General features: G+C 71.6%; 22 protein-coding genes. 19 read left to right on the forward strand and 3 right to left on the reverse strand.

From position 1 onward, the window contains the following. The first annotated feature begins 97 nt into the window (after positions 1-97). A complete protein-coding gene (locus tag C1A38_RS18075; protein ID WP_102658953.1) occupies positions 98-2,242 on the forward strand; it encodes an MMPL family transporter in 2,145 nt (714 codons plus the stop codon). A 399-nt stretch (positions 2,243-2,641) separates the two neighbouring features. After that, positions 2,642-3,244: a DUF998 domain-containing protein gene (locus C1A38_RS18080; protein WP_102658954.1), complete on the forward strand. Its 603-nt coding sequence runs from the start codon at positions 2,642-2,644 to the stop codon at positions 3,242-3,244. A gap of 70 nt (positions 3,245-3,314) precedes the next feature. Here the strand turns inward: C1A38_RS18080 and C1A38_RS18085 are convergent, their stop codons facing one another. Both C1A38_RS18085 and C1A38_RS18090 read right to left on the reverse strand, forming a co-directional pair. Beyond that, positions 3,315-4,088 (reverse strand): hypothetical protein, encoded by a 774-nt coding sequence (locus C1A38_RS18085; protein ID WP_102658955.1) that lies wholly within the window; start codon positions 4,086-4,088, stop codon positions 3,315-3,317. Positions 4,089-4,232: 144 nt separating this feature from the next. Further along, on the reverse strand, positions 4,233-5,096 hold the full coding sequence (locus C1A38_RS18090; protein WP_102658956.1) for a MaoC family dehydratase: 864 nt from the start codon (positions 5,094-5,096) through the stop codon (positions 4,233-4,235). A gap of 142 nt (positions 5,097-5,238) precedes the next feature. Between C1A38_RS18090 and C1A38_RS18095 the strand changes: the two genes are divergently transcribed. From C1A38_RS18095 to C1A38_RS18130, 8 genes are all read left to right on the forward strand, one after another. Next, positions 5,239-6,201, forward strand: a complete 963-nt coding sequence (locus tag C1A38_RS18095) for an ABC transporter substrate-binding protein (protein ID WP_102658957.1) — start codon at positions 5,239-5,241, stop codon at positions 6,199-6,201. Beyond that, the gene (locus C1A38_RS18100) at positions 6,198-7,082 is read left to right on the forward strand and encodes an ABC transporter ATP-binding protein (RefSeq protein ID WP_102658958.1); all 885 of its coding nucleotides are present in this window, start codon (positions 6,198-6,200) and stop codon (positions 7,080-7,082) included. Before C1A38_RS18095 ends, C1A38_RS18100 begins: the two co-directional genes overlap by 4 nt. Further along, the gene (locus C1A38_RS18105; RefSeq protein ID WP_102658959.1) at positions 7,079-7,909 is read left to right on the forward strand and encodes an ABC transporter permease; all 831 of its coding nucleotides are present in this window, start codon (positions 7,079-7,081) and stop codon (positions 7,907-7,909) included. The genes C1A38_RS18100 and C1A38_RS18105 overlap by 4 nt, the downstream gene beginning before the upstream one ends. A gap of 83 nt (positions 7,910-7,992) precedes the next feature. After that, the gene (locus C1A38_RS18110) at positions 7,993-10,002 is read left to right on the forward strand and encodes a hydantoinase/oxoprolinase family protein (protein WP_102658960.1); all 2,010 of its coding nucleotides are present in this window, start codon (positions 7,993-7,995) and stop codon (positions 10,000-10,002) included. 2 nt (positions 10,003-10,004) lie between these two features. Continuing rightward, a complete protein-coding gene (locus C1A38_RS18115) occupies positions 10,005-11,570 on the forward strand; it encodes a class I adenylate-forming enzyme family protein (RefSeq protein WP_102658961.1) in 1,566 nt (521 codons plus the stop codon). Next, complete coding sequence (purB, locus tag C1A38_RS18120) at positions 11,570-12,928, forward strand: adenylosuccinate lyase (protein ID WP_102658962.1); 1,359 nt, start codon at positions 11,570-11,572, stop codon at positions 12,926-12,928. The genes C1A38_RS18115 and purB overlap by 1 nt, the downstream gene beginning before the upstream one ends. Beyond that, entirely contained in the window at positions 12,928-13,674 is a 747-nt protein-coding gene (locus C1A38_RS18125) for an enoyl-CoA hydratase/isomerase family protein (protein WP_102658963.1), read from the forward strand. The genes purB and C1A38_RS18125 overlap by 1 nt, the downstream gene beginning before the upstream one ends. Further along, positions 13,671-15,293, forward strand: a complete 1,623-nt coding sequence (locus tag C1A38_RS18130; RefSeq protein WP_102658964.1) for a thiamine pyrophosphate-binding protein — start codon at positions 13,671-13,673, stop codon at positions 15,291-15,293. Before C1A38_RS18125 ends, C1A38_RS18130 begins: the two co-directional genes overlap by 4 nt. Positions 15,294-15,298: 5 nt before the next feature. On the opposite strand, the gene C1A38_RS18135 is transcribed toward C1A38_RS18130, so the two are convergent. Continuing rightward, entirely contained in the window at positions 15,299-16,126 is an 828-nt protein-coding gene (locus C1A38_RS18135) for an IclR family transcriptional regulator (RefSeq protein WP_102658965.1), read from the reverse strand. Between the two features lie 142 nt (positions 16,127-16,268). On the opposite strand from C1A38_RS18135, the gene C1A38_RS18140 reads away from it, so the two are divergent. The 9 genes from C1A38_RS18140 to C1A38_RS18180 are packed head-to-tail and all read left to right on the forward strand — an operon-like array spanning position 16,269 to position 24,311. Then, complete coding sequence (locus C1A38_RS18140; RefSeq protein WP_102658966.1) at positions 16,269-18,308, forward strand: hydantoinase B/oxoprolinase family protein; 2,040 nt, start codon at positions 16,269-16,271, stop codon at positions 18,306-18,308. Beyond that, positions 18,305-19,294 (forward strand): DODA-type extradiol aromatic ring-opening family dioxygenase, encoded by a 990-nt coding sequence (locus C1A38_RS18145; protein ID WP_102658967.1) that lies wholly within the window; start codon positions 18,305-18,307, stop codon positions 19,292-19,294. Before C1A38_RS18140 ends, C1A38_RS18145 begins: the two co-directional genes overlap by 4 nt. Next, positions 19,287-20,114, forward strand: a complete 828-nt coding sequence (locus tag C1A38_RS18150) for a DODA-type extradiol aromatic ring-opening family dioxygenase (RefSeq protein ID WP_102658968.1) — start codon at positions 19,287-19,289, stop codon at positions 20,112-20,114. The genes C1A38_RS18145 and C1A38_RS18150 overlap by 8 nt, the downstream gene beginning before the upstream one ends. 20 nt (positions 20,115-20,134) lie before the next feature. Next, positions 20,135-20,425, forward strand: a complete 291-nt coding sequence (locus C1A38_RS18155; RefSeq protein WP_013733320.1) for a BMC domain-containing protein — start codon at positions 20,135-20,137, stop codon at positions 20,423-20,425. A gap of 20 nt (positions 20,426-20,445) precedes the next feature. Further along, complete coding sequence (locus C1A38_RS18160; RefSeq protein ID WP_102658969.1) at positions 20,446-20,772, forward strand: BMC domain-containing protein; 327 nt, start codon at positions 20,446-20,448, stop codon at positions 20,770-20,772. Continuing rightward, positions 20,772-21,020 (forward strand): EutN/CcmL family microcompartment protein, encoded by a 249-nt coding sequence (locus tag C1A38_RS18165; protein WP_102658970.1) that lies wholly within the window; start codon positions 20,772-20,774, stop codon positions 21,018-21,020. Before C1A38_RS18160 ends, C1A38_RS18165 begins: the two co-directional genes overlap by 1 nt. Before the next feature lie 12 nt (positions 21,021-21,032). After that, a complete protein-coding gene (locus tag C1A38_RS18170) occupies positions 21,033-22,550 on the forward strand; it encodes a 2-hydroxymuconic semialdehyde dehydrogenase (RefSeq protein ID WP_233196889.1) in 1,518 nt (505 codons plus the stop codon). Beyond that, positions 22,547-23,341 (forward strand): 2-keto-4-pentenoate hydratase, encoded by a 795-nt coding sequence (locus tag C1A38_RS18175; protein ID WP_102658971.1) that lies wholly within the window; start codon positions 22,547-22,549, stop codon positions 23,339-23,341. The genes C1A38_RS18170 and C1A38_RS18175 overlap by 4 nt, the downstream gene beginning before the upstream one ends. A gap of 58 nt (positions 23,342-23,399) precedes the next feature. Further along, complete coding sequence (locus C1A38_RS18180; RefSeq protein ID WP_102658972.1) at positions 23,400-24,311, forward strand: acetaldehyde dehydrogenase (acetylating); 912 nt, start codon at positions 23,400-23,402, stop codon at positions 24,309-24,311. Positions 24,312-24,367: the final 56 nt, after the last annotated feature.

Raw genomic sequence — 24,367 nt, forward strand, 5'->3', positions numbered from 1 at the left:
GAATTCGGCACGTCGTCGTTGGCATGAGGTTGAGCTCAATGTTGGACGTGCTGACGACGGCACCCGCCCTGACATCGCATCGTGAAAGGGCCGGCCGGTGAACCGTACGCTGCACCGCATCGGCGCGATCTGCGCCGCACGTCCCTGGTTGACCCTCTCCGCCTGGGTCGCCACCCTGGTCCTGGCGCTCGGGCTGGCGGCCACCGTCGGCGGCACACCCCGCGACGACTACGACGTGCCCGGCACCTCGTCGCAGGCCGGCACCGACCTGCTGCGCGAGCGGTTCCCCGCCCTGTCCGGCACCGAGGCGCGGGTGGTCGTGCACGACCCGGACGGCGGCCAGCTGGATCCGGCGCTGCTGGACCGGGTGATCGGCGAGCTGCGCGGCGTGCACCAGGTGGGCGTGGCCGGCCCCGCGCAGCCCTCGACCGACGGGGACACCGCGATCATCGACGTCCGCTACACCGTGCCGGTGACCGACCTGGACGACGACGCGATGGACCAGCTGCGCGCGGCCACCGGGCCCGCACGGGACGCGGGCCTTCAGGTGGAGTACGCCGGTCAGGTGCCGGAGGGCGACAAGTCGACGAGCCACACGGGCGAGCTGATCGGCGTGCTCGTCGCGCTCGTCATCCTGATCATCGCCTTCGGGTCGGTGGTGGCGGCCGGTTTGCCGATCATCGCGGCGTTGATCGGGCTCGGCATCGGCTCGTCGGGAATCCTGCTGCTGGCCGCGCTCACCGACATCGGCACCACGGCGCCACAGGCCGCCGCGATGGTCGGTCTGGGTGTCGGCATCGACTACGCCCTGCTGCTGGTGACCCGACACGTCGAGGGGCTACGTGCCGGCCTGACGCCACGAGCGGCGGCGGCCCGGGCGACCGCGACCGCCGGCCGGTCGATCCTGGTTGCCGGCGCGGTGGTGCTGCTGTCCCTGTTCGGGTTGGTCTTCTCCGGCCTCGCCGCGTACCGGACCTACGGGTATGCCACGGCGATCGTGGTGGCGACGGTGATGCTGGCCGCCATCACGCTGGTGCCGGCGCTGTGCACGATCGCCGGTCGGCGGATCGTCCGCCGTCGACGCATCGAGGAGACCGCCGAGCCGCAGCGGCCGCCGATGACCGCCCGCTGGGCGGCGCGGGTGGGTCGACGGCCCGCCGGTTGGGCCCTGCTCGCCCTCGCGGTGCTGCTGCTGCTCGGTGCTCCCGCGCTGACCATGCGGACCTGGCCGCAGGACGCCGGTAGCCAGCCCACCGAGAACACCGTCCGGCGGGCGTACGACCTCATCGCCGCAGAGTTCGGACCCGGCGCGTACGCCCCGCTCGTGGTGGCGGTGGACCTGACCGAGGTGTCGCAGGATTCCGTACCGGCGTTGCGGGACCAGATCTCGGCGGTGCCGGGGGTGGCGACGGTTTCCAAGGCGCTGCTGTCGCCCGATGCCACGGCGGCCGTGCTGAGCGTGCAGTTGGAGTACAGCCCGCAGGACGCGCGCTCCGGTGAGCTGGTCGACCAGCTCCGCGCCGACGTGTTGCCGGCCGGCGCGGAGATCACCGGCGTCACGGCGGTCTTCGTCGACATCGCCGACCTGCTGGCCGAGCGGCTGTGGCTGGTGGTCGGCGTGGTGGTCGGGTTGTCGCTGATCCTGTTGACCGTGATGTTCCGCAGCGTCCTGGTACCGATCAAGGCCGCGCTGGTCAACCTGCTCAGTGTCGCCGCCGCGTACGGCGTGCTGACCGCGGTCTTCCAGTGGGGCTGGGGCAGCCAGCTGCTCGGCGTCGACCATCCGGTGCCGGTCTCCACCTGGGTTCCGCTGCTGCTCTTCGCCGTCCTGTTCGGGCTCTCGATGGACTACGAGGTGTTCCTGCTGTCCCGGGTCAGGGAGGAGTGGCTGGCCACCGGGGACCCGTTCCAGTCCGTGGTGCGTGGTCTGGCCGCCACCGCCCGGACCATCACCGCGGCAGCACTGATCATGGTGGTGGTGTTCGCTGGCTTCATGACGAACGCCGACATCGTCACGAAGATGATCGGTGTCGGGCTGGCCACCGCGGTCGCTCTCGACGCCACGATCGTCCGGCTCGTGCTGGTGCCGGCGACCATGATGCTCTTCGGTCGGGCGAACTGGTGGCTGCCGGGGTGGTTGGACCGGCTGCTGCCGAACCTGGAGCGGCGACGCGCACGCTCCGGTGCACCTGTCGACAAGGATGAGACGGACCGTCCGATGGAGCCGGTCAGCGCCGGTTGATCCACGCGGCATCACCGGCCCAGGCGTGGTGTCCGGGGCCGGTGATGCCCGTCCGTATCCGGTAGTCCCAGTCCAGCGGCTGCCGCCATCGACCCATTCGGCGAAGACCCGGGGGATGCCGTCGATGCGGCGTACGTAGGCGCAGCTGACCACCTGTGGGTGCACACCCAGACCGACCCATGCCTTTCCTGGGTGATCGCCTCGGTCAGCGCGCCGGATCGACACAGCCGCTCCCCGCACGCTTTGCCATCACTGCGATCCTATCGGTGAATGTAGTCGTCGAGCGGCCCCCGTTGTCCGGGCCGTGGATGCCATGACCATCGGCACTGTGGCCGCGGCAGCTCGCTCGATGTACTGGAACCGCCGGAGATTCCGGCACGCAGTGGAAAGAGGACGCACGTGGCCTTGTGGGCGGGTGCCGCCGGTGCGGTGTTGTTCGTGCTGGTGTTCCTCATCGACGGCGGGAGCCGCCCGCACTACGCGTCAGCACGCCATCCGGTCAGCGCGCTGACACTCGGCAGCCGAGGCTGGATCCAGACGGCCAACTTCGTGGTCTGCGGTTCCGCCATCACGGCAGGGGCGGTCGCAGTGATCGTCGAGGGCCTGAGCGTCCTACTCGGTGTTGTTCTGAGCATCTTCGGGCTCGGTCTTGTCGCCTCCGGGGTGTTCCGGATGGACCCGATGCTCGGCTACCCGCCGGGTGCCCCGGCCGGCATACCCGAGCGGCACAGCACCGCGCACCGGGTCCACGACATCGCCGGTGCCGTCGTCTTCCTGTCCCTGCCCCTCGCCGCGGCCATCAGCGCGTTCACCCTGTCCGTGACGTCCTGGCGGGTTGCCTCGGGTTGCGTCGCGGTGGCCCTGTTCCTCGGGCTCGGTCAGTTCGGCAGAGCCTGGGAGCGGGTGTCACCGCGCATCGGCCTCATCCAGCGCGCGATGATCATCCCGGGATGGAGCTGGCTCGCCGCGCTGTTCACCGCGCTGGCGCTCGGGCTGAGCTAGTCAGGGTGCCGACCCGCACCTCGGGCGGAGCGGGTCGGCACCTGTCGTGCCTGCGGACCGCGCTGCCGGGTCAGCAGCCGATGCGCTTGGTGGACAGCGCGATGTCGTCGATCCAGAGGTCGAACTCGCCCGGGGTGGTGCCGCCCTGGTAGAGCTGCCAGCCGATCTTCACGGTGTTCACCGTCGGCAGGATGAACGGCACGTCGTTGCCGCCGTGCTGCGTGGTGGAGGCGGTCAGCTCCGGGTTCGCCACCCCGTCGATCCACACCACGACGCGGTTGTCCTTCGGGTCGAGTTGCCACTCGAAGCACTGCCAGGTGTCTTCGACCACGGGCGCCGACTCCCGCCAGTTGGTCCAGTCGCCGGTCGGTCCGCCGTCGGCGCCCACGCCCCAGAAGATGCCGGGGACCGTGGGTGCGTACTGGCCGCCGATCGGTCGGACGATCTCCGAACTGCCGGTGCCGGTCGCCTCCACAAGTGTGAAGTGCGCCCAGTCGGGGGCGGTGGGGAAGGCGTCGACGCGCAGCCGCATCCGGCCGTAGAAGCGGTTGCCCGGTGCGGCGAAGTCGTCGACGCGCAGGAAGGCGCGCCCGTTGTCGACGGTGTGGATGTGCAGCACCTGATTGCCGCGGCGGGCGCGTTCCACGGTGAGGGTGCCGTTGCGTGTGTCGATGCCCCAGTCCAGGGTGCTGGCGCCGCCGGGGCGTAAGCCCTCGAAGTCCTCGCAGAAGAGCAGGTGCCGTGGACAGGAGCCGTGGTGTGCGGCGTTCGCGGCGTCGGTGGGCACGCTGCCGGCCGTGACGCCGAGCATCAGGGCGGTCAACGCGGCAAGAAGGTTACGCATGGTTCCTCCGTGAGTTGGTTCCCAGCGTGCCGGGGACAGGCCGCCCGTGGAAGCGTTCCCATATATAGCAGACATTCGATGCCTCGGTGGCCCGTCGCCCGCTACCGGTGCGCCGCCGCACGGGGCGGCAGGTCAGCCTGCCGGCTACCGCACCCCGGCAGTACCTCGGTCGAGCACGACCCGGCCGGTGGCGTCGACGACCTGGAAGACGGCACCGAGGCGACGCCGCCAGATCCGGATCGTCAGGGTGGTGCCCGGATACACGGGTGCGGTGAAGCGGGCGTCGACGCCGCGCAGCCGGGCCGGATCCGATCCGGCTACCGCGTGCAGCAGGGCACGTCCCGCGTAGCCGTAGGTGCAGAGTCCGTGCAGCAACGGCTGCGGCAGGCCGGCGCGTGCGGCGACCGTCGGGTCGCTGTGCAGCGGGTTACGGTCGCCGCTGAGCCGATAGAGCAGCGCCTGATCGCGGGGCACCGGGTAGTGGATCTCGCGGTCGGGCGCGGTGGTGGGAGTCGGCCAGGCCGGGGCGGACGCCCGGTCGCCACCGAAGCCGCCCGCGCCGACAACGAAGAAGCCCGCCCTGGCGGTGGCCAGTGGGCGACCGTGCTCGTCGCTGATCCGGGAGAGAACCCGGACCAGGGCGCCGCTGCCCTGGTCGTGGACGGCGGTGACGGCGGCGGTGACGCGGGCGACGCCTGCGACGGGTACTGCGCGGTGCAGCAGCAGGGACTGTTCGGCGTGGCGGACGTTCGCCGGGTCACCCAGGGGCGGCGGGTCGGCGGCGAGCAGGGCGGCGAAGGTCGGCAACGCGGCCTGCGGATGGCCGACGGAGTTCTCGGTGGTGAAGCGCAGCTCGGCCGTGGGGTCGTCCTGGCCGGCACCGACGCCGAGGGCGTACAGCAGCGAGTCGGTGCTGTCCCAGTGCCGTTCGACGGTGCACCTCCAGCGCAGCAGCGACGCCGGGTGCGGGCGGTCGTCGAGCGCTTCGGGGTCGGCAGTCAGGGCCATGGGACCTCGTTTCTGGGCCGGTGCCAACAAAGTGCTGGTCAGCGCCTTGGGAATCTCTTGACGCTGTGGTTGGCAGCACAGTACCGTCCCACATTAAGCAACACGGACCACCATATGAGCCAGTCGAAGGACTGAGGTAGCCATGAAGATGCGCACGTTGCGGGTAGCAGCCGCGGCCCTGCTGATTACGGTCGCTGGGGCCGCATGCGCGGAGAACCAGACGGCAGACGGCTCCGGTGGCTCCGCCGCCGAACCCTCCGCCAACGTCACGTTCGGTGTGGGGGTCGACCCGGCCTACTCGCCGATCTACCTCGCCGACCAGGAAAAGCTGTTCGCCGAGTCGGGGATCAACGTGACGGTGACCCAGTTCCAGGAGGGCACCGGCGGCCTCGACGCGATCCTGGCCAAGCAGGGTCAGTTCACCGCCAGCACCGAGTCCAGCCTACTCAACCGGGCTACTCGCGGTGACATCAAGGGCCTGGCCGTCTTCTCCCAGTCGCCCAGCTTCATCAAGCTCGTCGCCCGCGACGGAATCGCCGACGTGACAGGCATCAAGAAGTACGGCGTCGTGCCCGGCACGGTCAACGAGTACGCCACCAACAAGGTGCTCGCGGCCAAGAACATCAGCCGGGACTCCGTCGAGTTCGTCAACGCCTCCCCCGCCGAGATGCCGGCGCTGCTGCAGCGCGGCGACGTCGACGGTTACATCATGTGGGAGCCGTGGCCGTCGCGCGGCGTCGCCAACGGCGGCAAGATCCTGCTCACCAGCGGCGACATCGGCTACGTCTACAACCTCGTGATCGGCGTGGACGGTGCCTGGTACGAGGCGAACAAGGACGCCGCCAAGAAGGTCGTCGACACCATCGGCAAGGCGTGCGAGCAGCTCACCGCCGACCCCGCCAAGGCCGGCTCGGTCACCGAGAAGGCGATCAAGGTTCCGGCCGCCGAGGCGGAGACCCTGCTCAAGGGCGTGGAGTGCAAGGTCCGCGACTTCACCGACGAGGACCTGAAGCGCTACGCCGAGATCGCCCAGTTCCAGCAGGACAGCAAGATCGTGGAAAAGGCCGCCGACCCTGCGACGGTGATGATCAGGGGTCTGGTGTGACACCCCACGGCACCCGTACGGCAGCCCCGACCGGCCGGTCGTCGTCGACCGGCCGGGGCGGGGCCCCCGTCTCCCTGCGCGATGTCGACATCCGCTTCGGCGACTTCGACGCGGTGCGCGGGGCGACGCTCGACATCGCGGCAGGCGAGTTCGTCTGCCTGCTCGGGCCCAGCGGTTGCGGCAAGTCGACGCTGCTCAACGCGGTCGCCGGGTTCGTCACACCGGCCGGCGGCGAGGTCACCTGCGGCAACGCCCCGGTCACCGGGCCGGACGTGTCGCGCGGTGTGGTCTTCCAGAGCGCGGAGGCACTGTTCCCCTGGTTGACCGTCCGGCAGAACGTCAGCTTCGGCCCCCGGATGCGGCGCATGCCGAAGGCGCAACGCGCCGCCGTGGAGGACCGTTACCTGGCGATGGTCGGGCTCAGCCACAGCGCGGACAAGTTCCCCAGCCAGCTCTCCGGCGGCATGCGACAGCGGGCGCAGCTGGCCCGGGTACTGGCCAACGAGCCCTCCGTCGTCCTGATGGACGAGCCGTTCGGGGCCCTGGACGCGCAGACCCGGCTGGTCATGCAGGTCGAGCTGGACCGGATCTGGCGCGACACCGGTGCCACCATCCTGTTCGTCACCCACGACATCGGCGAGGCGATCCTGCTCAGCGACCGCATCGTCACCATGACGGCGGGTCCGGCCGCCGCCATCAAGAACGTCTACCCGTGCGACCTGCCCCGACCGCGTGACCTCACCGACCCGGCCAGCGCCGCCCTGTTCCGGCAGCTGCGCGAGGACATCGGCGAGGAGGTGGCCCGGACCCTGCGGGCCCAGGGGCTCGACGACGGGCACGACGGCCGGTCGACCGGCGATCAGAAAGGGGCGGGACGATGACCGTCGACGTACGCACCGACCCGGCGCCGGCCTCGGTCGCGCCGCGCCGGCCGACGCGGCGCCGTAGCGCCAAGCCCCGGCTGACCCGGATCGGGCTGTCGGTGCTCTCCGTGGCCCTCGGCATCCTCGTCTGGGACCTGGTCAGCCGCAACTACACCGCGTTCTTCCTGCCGTCGCCGATGCTGACCTGGCAGGGCGCCGTCGACCTGATCCGCGACGGCACCCTGTGGGACTCGATCACCGCCTCGTCGACCCGCATCCTGACCGGTTGGGCGCTCGGTGTGGTGATCGGTGTGCCAGTGGGGCTGCTCATGGGATGCATCCCCTGGCTGCGGCTGATGCTCGACCCGTACATCCAGTTCTTCCGGTTCGTGCCGCCTATCGCCTTCGTCACCCTGGCGATCATCTGGCTCGGCCCGGGCGAGGCGTCCAAGGTCGCGCTGATCTTCTACACCACCGTCTTCATCGTCGCGCTCAACACCCTTGCCGGTGTGCTGGCCGTCGACGATCTGCGGTTGCGGGCGGCCCGTGCGCTGGGCGCCTCGCCGCTGCGCACCCTCGTGTCGGTGGTGCTGCCGTCCACGGTGCCGCACGTCGTCACCGGTGCCCGGCTCGCCATGGGCAACTCGTTCCTGACGATCGTCTCCGCCGAGATCGTCGCGGCGCAGAGCGGCCTGGGCTCGTTGATCTGGACCGCTCGCAACTACGCCAAGACCGAGTGGGTCTTCGTCGGCATCCTCGCCCTCGGACTGCTCGGCTACCTCTTCGACTGGATCTTGCGCACCGTCACGCGGACCACCCTGCGCCGCTACGGCGTCACCTTCTGACGCCGCCACCGCGTCACCTGTTGACGCCGCCACCGCACACCGCCTGACGGTCGGTCTCCCCTCTTTACGAAAGGCACTTCCGCATGCTCTGCATCGGCGTCGACATCGGCGGCACGTTCACCGACGTGATCGTCTACGAGCCGGCCACCGCACGGCTCGCCGAGGCGAAGACCCTGTCGACGCCGCACGATCCCGCGGCGGCGATCTTCGAAGGGCTGGCCAAGCTCGGCGTCTCCCTGGACGCGGTGGACCGCTTCGTGCACGGCACCACGCGGGTGACCAACGCCCTGCTCGAGGGCTCCGGCGAGCCGGTCAGCGTGGTCACCACCGACGGCTTCCGCGACGTGCTGGAGATGGGCCTCGGGCACCGGCCGCAGCTCTACAGCGTCAAGGAGGCGGCACGCCCGTCGTTGGTGCCCCGCTCCCTGCGGCACACGCTGCGGGAGCGGGTCGCCGCCGACGGCTCGGTCATCGAAGCGCTCGACACCGACCACTTGGACGAGGTCCTGGAACGGGTCGCCGCCGCCGGTCCGGGCACCGTCGCGGTCTGCCTGCTGCACTCGTACCGCAACCCGGCCCACGAGCGGGCCGCGGCGCAGCGGCTCGCCGAGCGCTACCCGAACCTGGTCTGCACGGTCTCCTCGGACGTGGTGCCGGAGCAGGGCGAGTACGAGCGGTTCGCCACCACGGTGCTCAACGCCAGCGTCCGGGGCACCGTCGCCGACTACCTGCGCGGGCTCGGCGCCGCCCTGGCCGGTGCCGGCTACCTGCACCCGCTGTCGATCATGACCAGCAGCGGGGGCGTCGTCTCCACCGACGAGGCCAGCCGGCTGCCCATCAACCTGGCGCTCTCCGGCCCGGCCGGTGGTGTCGCCGCTGCCGTCTACGTCGCCGGTCTGGCCGGCTACTCGAACGTGATCACCTGTGACATCGGCGGCACCAGCACCGACGTCTGCCTGATCAAGGACGGCGCGCCGCTGATGACGAGCGACGGGACGATCGCCGGTTACCCGAACCGCACGTTCCAGGTGGAGATCAACACGATCGGGGCGGGCGGCGGTTCCATCGCCTGGCGTGACCTCGGCGGCGAGCTGCGGATCGGTCCCCGCAGCGCCGGCTCCACGCCCGGCCCGGCCTGCTACGGCCGCGGCGGCACCGAACCGACTACCACCGACGCCCACCTGCTGGTCGGGCACCTCGACCCGCAGGAGAGTCTGGGCGGCGAGGTGCAGCTGGACCCGGCACCCGCGCAGGCGGCCACGGCGGTGCTCGCCGAGCAGCTCGGGCTGGACGCGATGGAGTTGGCGCACGGCATCCTGCGGCTGGCCACCATCAAGATGACAAGCGCGATCAAAGAGATCTCGGTGGCCCGCGGCCACGACCCCCGCGACTTCGTGCTGATGCCCTTCGGCGGCGCCGGTCCGATGCACGCCACGGCGCTCGCCGACGAACTGGGCATCAGCCGGGTGCTGGTGCCGCCGGTGCCGGGCAACTTCTCCGCGCTCGGGTTCGTCACCGCCCGCGCCCGGCACGACTACGTGCGTACCGTCCTGGCCGCCGCCGACGAGTCCGGCCTGGCCGCGGCGCGGGCGGTCGTCGCCGAGTTGGAGGACGCCGCCCGGGCGCAGCTCAAGGCGGAGGACGGGGTCGAGGCCGACCAGGTGTCGTTCGCGCTGACCGTGGGCATGCGTTTCCGCGGCCAGAGCCACCACCTGGCCGTCGCCGTCGACGGCCTGCCCGCCACCGCCGAGGACCTGGTCGCGGCCTTCCACGCCGCGTACGCCGAGCGGTACGCCTACGTACGCACCGACCACCCGGCCGAGATCGTGAACTGCCGGCTGACCGCCTTCGGGCCCAGCCCCGTGGTGCGTTTCGCCGCCCCCTCCGGCGGCGAGGCCCAGCCGGAGCGGACCCGGCTGTACGGGCCGGACGGCTGGGTGGACGCCGCCGTGTGGCGACGCAGCGAGCTGGGACCGGGCATCCGGGTGACCGGCCCGGCCGTGGTGCGGGAGAACGGCAGCACCACAGTCGTCGGGGCCGGCTGGAGCGGCGCGGCCGACGAGCACGGCAACCTGCTGCTCACCCGGGACTGACCATGGCGACACTCGCCCTCGACGCCGTGCTGCTCGACGCGGCGGCGCGGCACCCGGACCGACCGCTGTACGCCTTCGCGGAGCTGGACCGCCCGGTCACGTACGCCGAGTTCGCCGAGCTGGCCGGCCGGGGCGCCGCCGTGCTGGCCGCCCACGGCATCGGTCGCGGTGACCGGATCGCGGTGTGGTCGGAGAACAGCCTCGCCTGGCTGACGCTGCTCGCCGCGGCGGCCTGGCGCGGCGCGGCACTTGTCACCCTGCACCCCGGTCTGACCGGGGCGGAACTGGCCGAGGCGGTGGCCCGCGCCCGTCCGCGCCGGCTGTTCGTGGCCGGCCGGATCCGCGACCGGGACTCCGTCGCCGAGGCGGTCGCCGCACTGGCCGGAGCGCCGTACGCGCCGGACGGCATCCACCCGCTCGGTGACGACGGCGGCCGGGAGGCGCTGGCGGCGTTGCCCGGCTGGGCCGACCCGACGCCGGAACCGGTCGGTGCCGCCGACGCGGTGCTGAACATCCAGTTCACCTCGGGCTCCACCGGCCCGGCGAAGATGGTGACGTTGAGCGGCCGCAACCTGGTGCGCAACGCGCAGTGGACGGCCCAGGCGGCCGGGCTGCACTCCGGCGACGTGCTCGCCTCACCGCTGCCGTTGGCGCACGCCGCCGGGCTGAGCAGCGGTGCGGTGCTCGCGCTTGTCACCGGGGCGCTGTGGGTGTCGACTCGCCGGTTCCGTTCCGAGACGGTGCTGGATCTGATCGAGCGGCACCGCTGCACGGTGCTGCAGGCCGTGCCGACGATGGCCACGATGATCGCCGATCGGGTGCAGGCCGAGCCGCAGCGGTGGGACATCTCCTCGCTGCGGGTCGGTTTCCTCGGCGGCGCGCCGTGCCCGCCCGCACTGCGGGAGCGGACCGTACGCGTGCTGGGCCTGGACCGGGCGGCCGTCATCTACGGCCAGACCGAGGCAGGTCCCACGATCAGCGTCGACCCGGGCGACGGCAGTTGTGCCCCGGTCGGGCTGACCGTCGGGCGGATCGTGCCCGACCTCGACGCGGTCGTGGTGCAACCCGGCACCCGGCAGCCCCTGCCGTCGGGTGAGGCCGGGGAGCTGCTGGTACGCGGCGAGTCGGTCACCTCCGGCTACCTGGACGACCCCGCCGCCACCTCCGCCGCCCTGACCGCCGACGGTTGGCTGCGCACCGGCGACCTCGGCGCGCTCAGCGCCGAGCGGGTGTTCACGCTCACCGGCCGGGTCAAGGAACTCATCATCCGTGGCGGCGAGAACGTCAGCCCGGCCGAGGTGGAGGCCGTGCTCTGCGAGCACGACGCCGTCGGTCAGGCCTGCGTGCTCGGTGTGCCGTCGGCGCGCTGGGGTGAGGAGGTCGGTGCGCTGCTGATCGCCGCGCCCGGCGCACGGCTGGACGTCGACGACGTGCTCGCCGCGGTGGCCGGGCGACTGGCCCGGCACAAGCTGCCCACCCGGGTACGCGTGGTCGCCGACCTGCCGCTGCTGCCGTCCGGCAAGGTCGACCGACGCGCCGCGCTGACATTGTTCGAGGGGGAGAACTGATGCAGCTGGGGTCGTGTTTTCTCGATTCGTTGACGGTCACCAGCTTCTTCGGCAACGCCGAGATGCGCGGGGTGTTCAACGACCGGCAGCTGATGCAGTCCTGGCTGGACGTGGAGGCCGCGCTGGCGCGTGGGCAGGCGTCGCTGGGGATCATCCCGCAGGCTGCCGCGGATGCCATCTCGGCGACGGCCCGGCTGGAGAAGCTGGACGCGGCGGCCCTGGCCTCCGATGCCGAGGACACCGTGCACCCGCTGGTGCCGCTGGTGCGTGCCCTGACCGCGGCCTGTCCGGGCGACGCGGGACGTTACGTGCACCTGGGCGCCACCACGCAGGACGTGATGGACACCGGCTTCGTGCTGCGGGCCCGGGCCGGCCTGGACATCGTCGGCCGTCAGCTCGACGAGTTGGTGCGGCTGTTGCGGCGGTTGGCGCTGCGGCACCGCAGCACCCCGATGCCGGCGCGCACCCACGGTCAGCAGGCGTTGCCGACGACGTTCGGGCTGCGTCTGGCGGTGTGGCAGAGCGAGTTGCAGCGTCACCGTGCCCGGCTGCGGGAGATGCGCGCCCGGCTGTTGGTGACGAGCATGGGTGGGGCGGCGGGCACCATGGCCGGGTACGGGCCGCAGGCGTTCGCGCTGGAGCGGGCCGTCGCCGAGGAGTTGGGGCTGGGGGTGGCGGACACCCCCTGGCATGCCACCTCCGACCGGTTCGCCGAGTGTCTGATGGTGCTGGGTCTGGTGGCGTCCAGCGGCGAGAAGCTGGCTCGGGAGGTCTACTTCCTGGGTCGTACCGAGGTCGGTGAGGCGTACGAGCCGCAGCGGGCGACCCAGGTGGGCAGCAGCACCATGCCGCACAAACGCAACCCGATCCGCTGCGAGGCGGTGATCGCGGCGGCCAGTACGCTGCGGGCGCAGGTGCCGTTGGCGCTGCAGACGATGGTCGCGCAGGACGACCGGGACATGGGCGTCGGCATGACGCTGTGGAAGCTGCTGCCGGAGTGTTTCATCCTCATCGGCGGTGTCCTGGAACGCCTGGTGGAGGTCTTCGGTGACCTGGGTGTGAATCCGGACCGGATGCGCGCCAACCTCGACATCACCGGCGGGCTGGTGCTGTCGGAGGCGGTGATGTTGCGGCTGGCCGGCCCGTTGGGCCGTGAGCAGGCGCACCACCTGGTGATGCGGGTGGTGCGCGACAGCCTGGAACAGGGTCGCCCGTTCGCCGAGGTGCTGCGCGGCGACCCGGAGGTCGCTGCCGCCCTGTCCGGCGGGGACATCGCCGAACTGCTCGATCCCCTGTCGTACGTCGGTCACGCCGCCGCCCTGGTGGACCGCGCCCTGCTCACCTCGGAGTCGCCCTGATGAACGCACCGTCCGTGTTGCTGGAGCGGGCCGGCCGGCTGGCCCGGATCACGCTGAACCGCCCACACCGGCGCAACAGCTTCGACCTGGCGATGCTGGCCCGGTTCGAGGACGTGCTGCACGAGGTGGGCCGCGACTCCGAGGTGGAGGTGCTGGTGCTCACCGGCGCCGGATCGGCGTTCTGCGCCGGCACCGACCTCGACGAGCTGGCCACCCTGGACGCGGCCACCACCATGCACGTGCAGCGCCGTACGGCCGAATTGGTGGAGCGCTGGTACCGGATGGAGCAGACCACGGTGACCGTGTTCAACGGCCCGGCGATCGGCTCCGGCGCGGTGCTCGGCCTCGCCGCCGACCTACGGGTGGCCGCCGACAGCTGCTTCTTCACCTTCCCCGAGGTCACCTTCGGCATCCCGCTGACCTGGAGCGGCATGGCGATCCTGGCCGACCTGGTCGGCGCGGACCGGGCGAAGCGCTGGCTGCTGCTGGGCGATCGGATCACCCCGGCCGAGATGCTGCGGCACGACCTGGTCACCGCGGCGGTGCCGGCGGACGAGCTGGGCGCGGCGTGTGACGCGGTCATCGAACGGCTGCTGGCCGTCTCGCCGGTGGGTCGGTCGATGACGAAGCGCGCCGCGCGGCTGGCCGGGCCGAGGTTCGAGGCCGCCGCCAACGATTCGTATCTGGGGGCATTGAGCGTCGCGTTGCGGCCGGCGGGCGCCTATCCGAAGGGCGGGAAGTCGTGAAGGTGTACCAGTTGCTGGCGGATGCGCTTGTCGCCCAGGGCGTCGACACGGTGTTCGGTCTGCTCGGCGACGCGAACATGTTCCTCGTCAGCGACCTGGTGGCCCGGCACGGCGTGCGGTTCGTGGCGGCCCGCAACGAGAACGCCGCGGTGATGATGGCCGACGGGTACGCCCGCGCGACCGGTCGGTGCCCGGTGGCCACCGTGACGCAGGGCCCGGGATTGGCCGTGGCCGGTGCCGCGCTGACCATCGCCCGTCAGGCGCGTACGCCGCTGGTGCTGGTGGCGGGTGACACCCCGCCCGGCGATCCGCAGCACGTGCAGAGCTTCCCGCAGCAGCCGTTCGCGTTGGCCACGGCGGGTGAGATGGTGCCGGTGGTGGCCGCGGCGAACGTGGCCCGGGACGTCGCCACGGCGTTCCGGCTGGCCCGCTCGGCTCCTGGGCCGGTGGTGTTGAACGTGCCGATCGATCTGCAGGACGAGGACGTCGCGGACGACGTGCCAGCGCCGGTCGCCGTGGCGGCTACCCGCCGGCCGGGGCCGGCGGCGGCGCACCCGGACGACGTGGCGATGCTCGCCGCGCTGCTCCAGCAGGCCGAACGGCCGGTGGTGCTGGCCGGGCGGGGCGCGGAGACGGCTGCGGCGGCGGTACGGGAGTTGGCGGATCGCAGCGGGGCGGTGCTGGCCACCACGCTGATGGCCGGGGGTCTGTTCGCCGGCCATCCGTACTGTCTGGGGGTGGCGGGCGGTCTGGCCCGGCCGCTGACCCGGCGGGTGTTGGGTGAGGCGGACCTGGTGGTGGCGTTCGGTGCCGGGCTCAACCGGTGGACCGCGGACCACGGCCGGCTGTTCGGCCAGGCCAGGGTGGTGTGCGTCGACATCGACCCGGCGGCGTTGGGTGACCGTTGGCCGGTGGATGTGCCGGTGGTGGGCGACGCGGAGATGGTCGCTTCGGCGGTGTCGGCGGCGCTACCGGTGATCTCGCGGCCGCAGTGGCGGTCGGCGGAGCTGGCCCGGCAGGTGGCGGCGGCCGACGCGTTCGCCGGGCTGGAACCGTTGCAGGCGGCGGACCGGATCGACCCGAGGGCGTTCATCCGGGTGTGCGCCCGCAGACTGCCGCCACAGCGCACCACTGTGGTGGGGGTGGGGCACTTCGGCGGCTGGCCGAACCTGCTGCTGGATTCACCGGCGACGGACCGGGCGCTCATCGCGCCGTGGGAGTTCGGCAGCATCGGCGTGGGGCTGCCGTTCGCGGTGGGTGCCGCGGTGGGCCGCCCGGACCGGCCGGTGGTCGCGTTCGAGGGTGACGGCAGCCTGTTGACCGGGCTCGGTGAGCTGGACACGTTGGCCCGTACCGGCGCGGCGGTGCTGTTGATCGTCCTGGACGACTCGGCGTACGGGGCGGAGGTGCGCAAGTTGCGTCCGCGTGGGGTGGATCCGTCGCTGGCCCGCTTCCCCGAACGTGACCTCGCCGCGGTGGCCCGGGCGCTGGGTGTGCCGGCCTGGACGGTGACGGACGAGGCCGGTGCCGACGCCGCGTTCGACGCGGTGCTGCCGGTCACCGGCCCCGCCCTGCTGCACGTGCGGGTGCACCCGGACGCCGTGCAGGAACACTTCTGAGCCGGTCAGTCCCCCCAGACCGCACCCACGCCATGACCCAACTGACGCGACAGCTCGTTCGCCGTGCGTACGGCGGCGGCGGCCAGTTCGGCGACGCGGGTCTCGTCGAGGCGGAAGATCGGCCCGGAGATGCTGATCGCGGCGGTGACCTGGCCGAGCCGGTCGCGTACCGGCGCGGCGACGACCCGCAGGCCCTCTTCGCTCTCCTCGTCGTTGAGCGCCCATCCCTGCTCGCGGACCTGGTGCATCCGCTTGGCGAAGGTGTCCAGGTCGGTGATGGTGTTCGGGGTCAGCGGCGTGAACTGGGTGTCGGCGAACATGGCGCGGATCTGCTCGTCGTCGAGGTCGTGCAGCAGGGCCTTGCCGGCTGCGCTGCACCACAGCGGGATGCGCCGGCCGAGGCGGGAGACGAGCTGCACGTTGCGGGTGCCGCGCTCGATGTAGATCGACAGGGCATCCAGCTCGTCGCGGATGGACAGGTTGACCGACTCGCCCTCGTCCTGGGCGAGCTGGTGCAGCAGTGGCCGGGCCAGGGCGTGCATGTCGAGCCCTTCGAGGAAGCAGGCGCCCAGCTCGAAGACGGTGACCCCGAGCCGGTACGCGCCGGTCTCCTCGTTGCGTTGCAGGAAGCCGGTGTCGGCGAGCGCCCGGAACAACCGGCTGGCGGTCGACTTGTGCAGTCCCAGCTCGCGACTGACGTCGCTGACCTTGCGTTCGACGCCGCCACTGCGGAAGGCCAGCAGCACGCTGAGCGCGCGGTCGAGCGCCTGGGTGCCCGATTCCCGGGCGGCCGGTCCCTCCGCAGCTGGGGACGGTCCTGCGACCTGCGACATCTTGCTTCCCACCTTCTCGGTTGCTAGTGTTTCACAATATAAACCACGGACCACATTATGGTCCATGCACGGGACCACATGGTCCGTGTGAGGTCAAAGCCAAACCACTCGTCATCACGAGTCGGAACCCATGAGGCGTCGCATGACCAAGACGTTGAACCCGATCGACCTCGAGATCGTGACCGAAGGTCTCATCTCGATCGTGCGCGAGATGCGCCAGACGATCTTCCGCACCGCGCACTCCCCCGTCATCGCCGACGCACAGGACTTCTCCTGCGCGTTGTTCGACCCGCAGGGTCAGATGGTGGCCCAGGGCCGGGACATGCCAGGGCACGTCATCGCCATGCCGGCTTCCGTCGCCGAGATCTTCGCCGACTTCGCCGACGAGATGCGCCCCGGCGACCTGTACATCGTCAACGATCCGTACCGGGGCGGCAGTCACCTCAACGACGTCACACTGATCACCCCGGTCTTCGTCGACGGCGAGTTGTTCCTCTTCCCCTGCGTGCGCATGCACTGGGCCGACATCGGCGGGATGACTCCCGGCAGCGTCTCCGGACAGGCCACCGAGATCCTTCAGGAGGGGTTGCGGATCCCGCCGATCAAGCTGATCGAGCAAGGCCGCCCCAATGCCGCCGCGTACGCCATCCTCTTCGCCAACGTGCGGATGGCCGACGAGCGTCGCGGCGACCTGGAGAGCTGCATCGCCGCCTGCTTCACCGCCGAGCGGCGACTGCGCGAACTCGTCGGCCGCTACGGCGCGCAACTGCTGCTCGACAGCGTGGCCGCCAACATGGACCGCACCGAGCAGCGGCTGCGCGACCGCATCCGGCAACTGCCCGACGGTGTCTACCGCTACGAGGACTACCTCGACCTCTACACCGACGGGCGGTACGACCCCGCGCTGGTGCGCTGCGTGCTCACCATCGACGGCGACGAGATCGACGCCGACTTCCGGGGCTCCTCCACACAGGTCGCCGCCGTGGTCAACTCCTCGCGGGCGATGACCGTCGCCGGCGTCTTCATCGCCGTCAAGAGCGCGCTGGACCCCGGCGGCCTGGTCAACCACGGCGCCTTCCGGCCGCTGCGGGTGCACACCGAGCCGGGCACCGTCGTACACGTCGCCTACCCCGCGCCCGCCAACGCGCACAGCGAGGTACGCAAGCGGGTCATCTCCGCGGTCATGGCCACGCTGAGTCAGGTCGCACCCGACCTCATCGCAGCCGACCAATTCGGAACCACCTTCCAGAACCTCATCGGTGGCGTGGACCAACGCACCGGCCGGTCCTACCTGTACTACGACTACCCCGCAGGTGGCAACGGCGGCTTCCTGGAATCCGACGGTCCGAGCGCGATGAACCCCGTCGACCTCGGCGACATCTCCACCATCCAGTCCGTCGAGCGGCTGGAGACGGAGATCCCGATCGTCGTCGACGCCTCCGAGTTGCGGCTCGGCTCGTGCGGCGACGGGGCACGCCGGGGCGGGCTGGGCAGCCGACGCGAGACGCGGCTGCTCGCCAGCAACGGGGCGTACTCCGTGCAGACCGACCGCACCACCGTGCCGCCGTACGGTCTGCACCGTGGTGGCCCCGGTGCCCCCACCGTGACGTTCGTGCGCCGCGCCGACGGCGAACGGGTCGACTTCGACACCCCCGGCAAGGTGGCCGGCTTCGCGATGCGCAGCGGCGACGTGCTCGTCATGGAGTCCGCCGGTGGCGGCGGTTGGGGCGATCCGCTCGACCGTGAACCCGCCGCCGTCGCCGACGACGTGACGCAGGGCTACCTGGATGCCGACGACGCGCAGCACCGCTACGGCCTGCGGTTCGACGCCGACGGCCGGGTCGATGCCGCAGCCACCGCGGCGGCCCGGCAGGAACTACGCCGCCAGCGCACCTGGCTGCGGGTCAGCACCACCGGCCGGCAGCCGTACACCGGGGAGCGTGGCCGGCGACGGCTGGCCTACGTGGGCCCGGGCACCGGCCTGGCCGAGGGTGCCCTCGTGGAGATCCACGGCCCGCACCCCGCGCCCCTGCGGGCCTGGGTCCGACACGACCCCGACCTGACCGACGACCAACTGGCCCTCGACGACGACGGGCTGCAGATCCTCGGCGCCGAACCCGACGAGCGCACGTTCGTGCGGGTGCTGGCCGACCGGGGCACGACCGGGGAGGGACCGGCATGAGCAGAGTCTTCCGCGTGCCCGTGGCACCCGCCCGGTCGGGTGGTGTCCGCCGCTACGACACCACCGAACGACCTTCGGCGGAGTCGGCGCCCGCCCGCGCCGGCATCGTCGCGGGGGTGCTGAGCCCGCACCCGCCGCACCTGATCTACGCGGAGAACCCGCCGCAGAACGAGCCGCGGTCCACCGGCGGCTGGGAGGTGCTGCGCTGGGCGTACGAGCGGCTGCGCAAGCGCATCCGCGAGGTGCACCGCCCCGACGTGCTGATCGTGCACGCCCCGCACTGGATCACGATGGTCGGTCACCACGTCAACTGCGTGCCCAACCCGCGCGGTGTCTCCGTCGAGCCGATCTTCCCGCACCTGTTCCGGTACTCCTACGACTTCCGTACCGATGTGGAGCTGGGCGAGGCCATCGCCGACGAGGCCACCGACCTGGGCCTGGTCACCCGCAAGCTGCACGACCCCCGGGTACGGGTGGACTACGCCACCATCGGCGCCTTGCACCTGGTCAACCCGGCCTGGGACATCCCGGTGGTGTCGTTGTCGGCAAACAACAACCCGTACTTCTACTCCGAGGCGTCGCTTGAGGAGATGGAGGTGCTGGGCGAGGCGACCCGCCGGGCCGTCGAGCGGACCGGCCGCCGGGCCGTGCTGCTGGCCTCGAACTCCCTGTCCCACCTGCACTGGCACGAGGAGCCGGAGCTGCCGGAGGACATGGAACGCGAGCACCCGTACAACAACCACCAGTACCGCTGGGACATGAAGCTGCTGGAGGCGATCCGTCGGGGGCCGACCGCGCCGCTGCGCGAGCTGATCACCGAGCACATCGAGGCGACCGCGTCGGAGACCAAGGCGGGCAGCCTGACCTGGATGTTGGCCGCGATGGGCTGGCCGCAGGTGCCCGGCGACGTCATGGGCTACGGAACGATCATCGGCACCGGCAACGCGGTCGTCGAGTGGACGCCCGAAGGAGGACACCGTGGCTGACACCGGCATCGTCGCCGGGGCGCTGCTGCCCGGCATGCCGCACCTGCTGGCCGAGAAACCCGCGCAGTGCTGGGCCGACCTGGCCGCCGCCGCCCGGGAGGTGGGCGATCGGCTGCGTCGCCTCAAGCCCGACGTGGTGCTGCTGCTGTCCACCCAGTGGTTCACCGTCCTGGGCCACCAGTTCCAGTGCGACCCGAACCCGCGCGGCGAGCACGTCGACGAGAACTGGTACGCCTACGACTACGGCGAGCTCCGCTACGACCTGCGCTTCGACGTGCCGTTCACCGAGCGGTGGACCGATCACGTGAACAAGGCCGGCATGCAGGCCCGGCGTACCCGCTACGACGGCTTCCCGATCGACACCGGCACCATCGTCACCTCGGCGCTGCTCGACCCGGACCGCGAGCTGCGCTGGGCGCAGGTGTCCTGCAACCTGTACGCCGACGCGGAGACCCTCGCCGACGTCGGTGCGGCCGGTGCCGCCGCGGCCCGCGAGGCCGGTGTCCGTGCCGCCGTCGTCGTGGTCACCGGCATGTCGTCCGGTCTGATCCAGCAGTGGATCGAGCCGCACTCCGATCACGTCAGCGACCCCGGGCACGACCGCTGGAACCGGCGGGTGCTGGACCTGCTCACCGCCGGCAAGGTCGACGAGGTGTTGAAGATCCGCGAGGACTTCGCCCGGCAGGCGCAGGCCGACAGCCAGTTCCGCGCACTGGCGTTCGCCGCCGGTGCCGGAGCGACCGCCGGTCCGGCGCAGCTGCACGCATACGGACCGCTCTGGGGCACCGGCGGCGCCGTCCTGTCCTGGAACCTGCCCTGAACATCGGAAAAGGAGAACCCATGCGGAACATGGCTGCCGGCTTCGTCGAGGCCGAGGGCTACACCGCCATCTTCGACGCGGTCGACGCGATGGTGAAGGCCACCGAGGTCGAGGTGACCCGCGTCGTGCGCCTCGGCGGCGGCATCGTCGCCGTCGCCCTGCGCGGCGACCTGGCCACCGTCGAGGAGGCCGTCGACATCGGCGAGGAGACCGCCAAGGCCAAGAGCCGGAAGGTGCGCTCCATCGTCTTCGCCAGCCCCTGTGACGCGGTCTCGGCGCTCGCCGTCGACCCCCGCCTCGTCGGCAACTGACCCGGTAAGGAGAACAACACATGCCTTCTGACATCGCCATCGGCATCGTCGAGACCCGGGGCGTGGTGGCCCTGTCCGCCGGGATCGAAGCCATGATCAAGACCGCGGACGTGCGCTGCATCGCCGTGGAGCGGGTGACCAGCGGCTACCTCGCCGCCGCCGTGCAGGGCACCCTCGCCGCCGTCCGGCAGGCCGTGGCCTCCGGCGAGGCCGCCATCCGGCAGCACGGCGAGCTGCGCAGCTCGCAGGTGTACCCCAAGCCGCACCCCACCACGGCGGCGCTGCTTGAGGACCCGGAGGCCGCCCGCATCCGGGAGGTCATGGCAAGCCTGCGGGGAGACGGCTGATGATTCTCGGTGAGGTCGTCGCCAAGGTCTGGCCGGACAAGATCCTGCCGACGTTGCAGGGTCGCCGGCTGGTGCTGGTCCGGCCGCGCACCGAAGGGCCCGACCTGGTCGCGATCGACCCGCTCAACGTCGGCGTCGGCACCGTCGTGCTGGTCGCCACCGACGAGGCGGCCGCCGCGGCCACGGGCGAGCCGACGGCCGACGCAGCCGTCGTGGCGCTCGTCGCTGACTCCACCACCGAACGATAGGGAACCAGGCCCATGACATCCGGGCGTACCACCCGTTGGCCGAGCGGCCTGATCGACGGGCGCCGCAGCGGCGACCTGCTGCTACCGAACTACGTCGGCGGTGAGTTCGTCACCGGCGGCACCTCGTTCGCGAAGGTGTCGCCGGTGACCGGCGAGACGCTGCTGCACGTCGCCGAGGCCGACCAGGCCACCGTGGACGCCGCGGTGACCGCCGCACGGGCCGCGCTGCGCGGCCCGTGGGGTGCCATGGGCGAGGGCGAGCGGGCGGCTGTGCTGCGCCGGGTCGCCGACGAGTTGGAACGCCGTTTCGACGACCTCGTCGCCGCCGAGGTCGCCGACACCGGGAAGTCGGTGGCCCAGGCCCGCACCCTGGACATCCCGCGCGGTGCGGCGAACTTCCGGACGTTCGCCGACATCATCACGGCCACTCCGACGGAGTCGTTCACCACTGTCACCGCGAGCGGTGGGCGGGCGCTGAACTACGCGGTCCGCAAGCCGGTCGGCGTGGTGGCGATCATCGTGCCGTGGAACCTGCCGCTGCTGCTGCTGACCTGGAAGGTGGCACCGGCACTGGCGTGCGGCAACGCGGTGGTCGTCAAGCCCAGCGAGGAGACGCCGTCGTCGGCGACCGTGCTGGCCGAGGTGATGGCCGCCGCCGGTGTGCCCGACGGGGTGTTCAACCTGGTGCACGGCTTCGGTCCCGGCTCGGCGGGTGAGGCGCTCACCCGCCATCCCGGGGTGGACGCGATCACCTTCACCGGCGAGTCCGCCACCGGCTCGGCCATCATGCGCGCCGCGGCCGACGGGGTGAAGGCGGTGTCGTTCGAGCTGGGCGGCAAGAACGCCGGGTTGGTCTTCGCCGACGCCGACCTGGACGCGGCCGTCGAAGGTTCGGTGCGGTCCAGCTTCACCAACGGTGGTCAGGTCTGCCTGTGCACGGAACGGATCTACGTGCAGCGGCCGGTCTTCGAGGAGTTCGCGGCCCGGCTGACGAAGCGGGCCGAGGAGCTGGCGTTCGGTTGGCCGTCCGAGCCGGCGACGATGACGATGCCGCTGATCTCGGCCAAGCACCGGGAGAAGGTGCTCGGTCACTACGAGCTGGCCCGCACCGAGGGGGCCACCGTGCTGGCCGGCGGTGGCGTGCCGGTGTTCGGCGACGACCGCGACGGCGGCTCGTACGTGCAGCCCACCGTTCTGACCGGGTTGGGGCGGCACGCCCGCACCATGCGGGAGGAGATCTTCGGGCCGGTCTGCCACATCGCGCCGTTCGACGACGAGGACGAGGCGTTCGCGCTGGCCAACGACAGCGAGTACGGCCTGGCCGCCACCGTGTGGACCCGCGACGTGGGTCGGGCGCACCGGGCCGGGGCACGGCTGGACGCCGGCCTGGTCTGGGTGAACACGTGGTTCCTGCGGGACCTGCGCACCCCGTTCGGTGGGGTGAAGGCGTCCGGCGTGGGACGCGAGGGCGGCACCCATTCGCTGCACTTCTACTCCGAACTCACTAACGTCTGCGTGGACCTCGGATGAGCGCCGACATCAAGGCCGCGGCCGCGGCGCTGCGCCAGGCGTACGCCACCGGGGTGGCCTGTCAGCCGCTGCGCGACGACCTGCTGCCGGCCGGCGACCTGACCGCCGCGTACGCCGTGCAGCAGGCCCAGGTCAGCGACTGGCTGGCCGAGGGTCGCCGGCTGGTCGGGGCGAAGGTGGGCCTGACCTCGCGGGCGGTGCAGGAGGCGTTCGGCGTCTTCCAACCCGACTTCGGTGTCCTCTTCGCCGACATGGCCGTACCCGACGGCGCCGAGATCGACCCGCGGACCCTGCTGCAGCCGCGCGTCGAGGCGGAGGTCGCCTTCGTCCTCGGCCGCGACCTGCCCTACGACCAGGTCACCGTCGCCGACGTGGTGCGGGCCACCGACCACCTGCTGCCCGCCATCGAGATCGTCGACTCGCGGATCGCGAACTGGGATATCTCCATCGTGGACACCGTGGCCGACAACGCCTCCAGCGGCAGGTACGTGCTCGGCACCAGTCCGCGCCGGCTGGGCGAGGTCGACCTGCGGCTCTGCGGTGCCGTGCTGGAGCAGGGCGGCGAGCCCGTCTCCGTCGGGGCCGGGGCGGCGTGCCTGGGCAATCCGTTGCACGCCGTCGCCTGGCTGGCGGGGACCCTCGCCGCGAACGGTCGGCCGCTGCGGGCCGGGGACACCGTGTTGTCCGGCGCGCTCGGCCCGATGGTGGCGGTGACCCCGGGCGCGGCGTACGAAGCCCGCATCTCCGGCCTGGGCAGCGTCCGGGCCTGCTTCTCGAAAGGTGGCTCGTGAGCGCGAGGAGTGAGCCGGTTTTGCGAGCCCCGCAGTCGAGAACGAAAGGTGGCTCGTCATGAGCACCGGCGTGGCGGTGATCGGTTCCGGCAACATCGGCACCGACCTGATGATCAAAGTGTTGCGGCTGTCGGAGTCGCTGCGGATGGTGGCGATGGTCGGTATCGACCCGGACTCCGACGGTCTGGCCCGGGCCCGCCGGCTCGGTGTGGCCACCACCGCCGCAGGTGTCGACGGGCTCGTCGCGATGCCGGAGTTCGCCGACGTCGGGATCGTCTTCGACGCCACGAGCGCGGGCGCGCACCGGCACAACGACGCGGTGCTGCGCGCCCACGGCCGCCGGGTCGTCGACCTGACCCCGGCCGCCATCGGCCCGTACGTGGTGCCACCGGTCAACCTCGACGCCCACCTGGGCGAGCGCAACGTCAACATGGTGACCTGCGGCGGTCAGGCGACCGTGCCGATCGTCGCGGCCGTCGCCGCGGTCACGCCGGTGGCGTACGGCGAGATCGTCGCCTCGATCTCGTCCCGCTCGGCGGGTCCGGGCACCCGCGCCAACATCGACGAGTTCACCGAGACCACCGCGCGGGCCATCGAGGTGGTCGGCGGGGCGGGCCGCGGCAAGGCGGTGATCGTGCTGAATCCGGCGGAGCCGCCGCTGCTGATGCGCGACACGGTCTACTGCCTGTGCCCCGGTCCGGACGCCGACCGGGCCGCGATCACCGCGTCGGTGGAGGCGATGGTGGCGGCGGTGCAGCAGTACGTGCCCGGCTACCGGCTCAAGCAGCAGGTGCAGTTCACCGAGGTGGACACGCATGTGCCGGCGCTCGGCGGGCACTTCACCGGCCTTCAGGTCTCCGTGTTCCTCGAGGTCTCCGGTGCCGGCCACTACCTGCCCGCGTACGCGGGCAACCTGGACATCATGACAAGCGCCGCGCTGCGTACGGCCGAACGGATGGTCTCGTCGTGACCGATCTCTACATCCAGGACGTGACGCTGCGCGACGGCATGCACGCCATCGCCCAC

Origin of the sequence: Verrucosispora sp. ts21, assembly GCF_002879555.1 — a bacterium.
Classification (GTDB): Bacteria; Actinomycetota; Actinomycetes; order Mycobacteriales; family Micromonosporaceae; genus Micromonospora; species Micromonospora gifhornensis.